The organism is Streptomyces sp. NPDC038200 (assembly GCF_055600785.1).
The window spans coordinates 1-1,188 of record NZ_JBVJYH010000074.1 but is presented as its reverse complement, the minus strand read 5'-3'; the positions used below and the strand labels follow the sequence as shown (position 1 = coordinate 1,188).

The following is a 1,188-nucleotide window of genomic DNA, read 5'->3' as shown; positions in this document are numbered from 1 at the left end:
TCCAGCACGAACACCCGACACCCACCCGCCGGACGCCCGATCGGCACCGGACCCGAACCCAACACCTCACCCACACCGACCCGGAACTCCGTCACATTCACCGTGGTCTCAGTAGGCCCATACGCGTTGAACACCACCACACCCGGATGCACCTCACGCCACCGCGCCACATCCGCACCCGCCAGCGCCTCACCCCCCAACACCAACTCCTCAACCGGCGAAACCCCCACCGGCGAAGCCAACAACAACGGCACATGACTCGGCGTCGCCTTCATGAACGCCGGCGCACCACCACCCACCAGCCGCGACCGCACATCCACCACACGCACACAACCACCCGACACCAACGGCAACACCACCGACGCCACCGTCATGTCGAACGTCACCGGCGACTGCCACGCCACCACACCCGACACAGCCCCATGCGACTCGCGAGCCCACCCCACATAACCCGCCAACGCCCGATGCTCCACCACCACACCCTTCGGACGCCCCGACGAACCCGACGTATACACCACATACGCCGCACCCCCCGGAACAACCCGCGCCCCCAGCCCCCCACCACCGGACGAGAACTCCAAGGCATCGATGAACACCCGGTCCACCCCACCCGGCAACCCACCCGCCACATCCCCGGCAGTCACCACACACACCGGAGACATCTCACCGAACATCAACCCCACACGCTCCGGCGGATACTCCACATCCACCGGCAAGAACACACCCCCCGCCTTCCACACCGCCACCATCGCCACCACAAACTCCAGCGAACGCGGCAACGCCACACCCACCACCCGCTCAGGCCCCACCCCACGCCCGACCAACACCCCAGCCAGACCATCCGCCCAAGCATCCAACTCCGCATACGACACCGACCGGCCACCACACTCCACCGCCACCGCACCCGGCACCCGGCGAACCTGCTCCCCGAACCAGTCCAACACCGTCACACCAACCGGCACACCACCCCGACCACCACCACTCCACTCCCCCACCAACACACGCCACTCATCCCCCGACACCAACCCAACCGACCCCACCAACCCATCAGGATCCGCAACCAACCCCCGCAACAACCGCTCGAACCGCACCACAAACCCCTCAACAGTCCCCCGGTCAAACACATCAACCGAAAAACCGAACACACCCGACAACCCAGCCGGCCCACCCACACCATCGAAAACCTCG

General features: G+C 66.2%; 1 protein-coding gene. It reads right to left on the bottom strand.

Features of this window, described 5'->3' with window-relative positions; all coding sequences use genetic code 11:
- A partial coding sequence (locus ACZ7KF_RS41570; RefSeq protein WP_471087933.1) for an AMP-binding protein occupies positions 1 to 1,188 on the bottom strand: 1,188 nt, incomplete at both ends.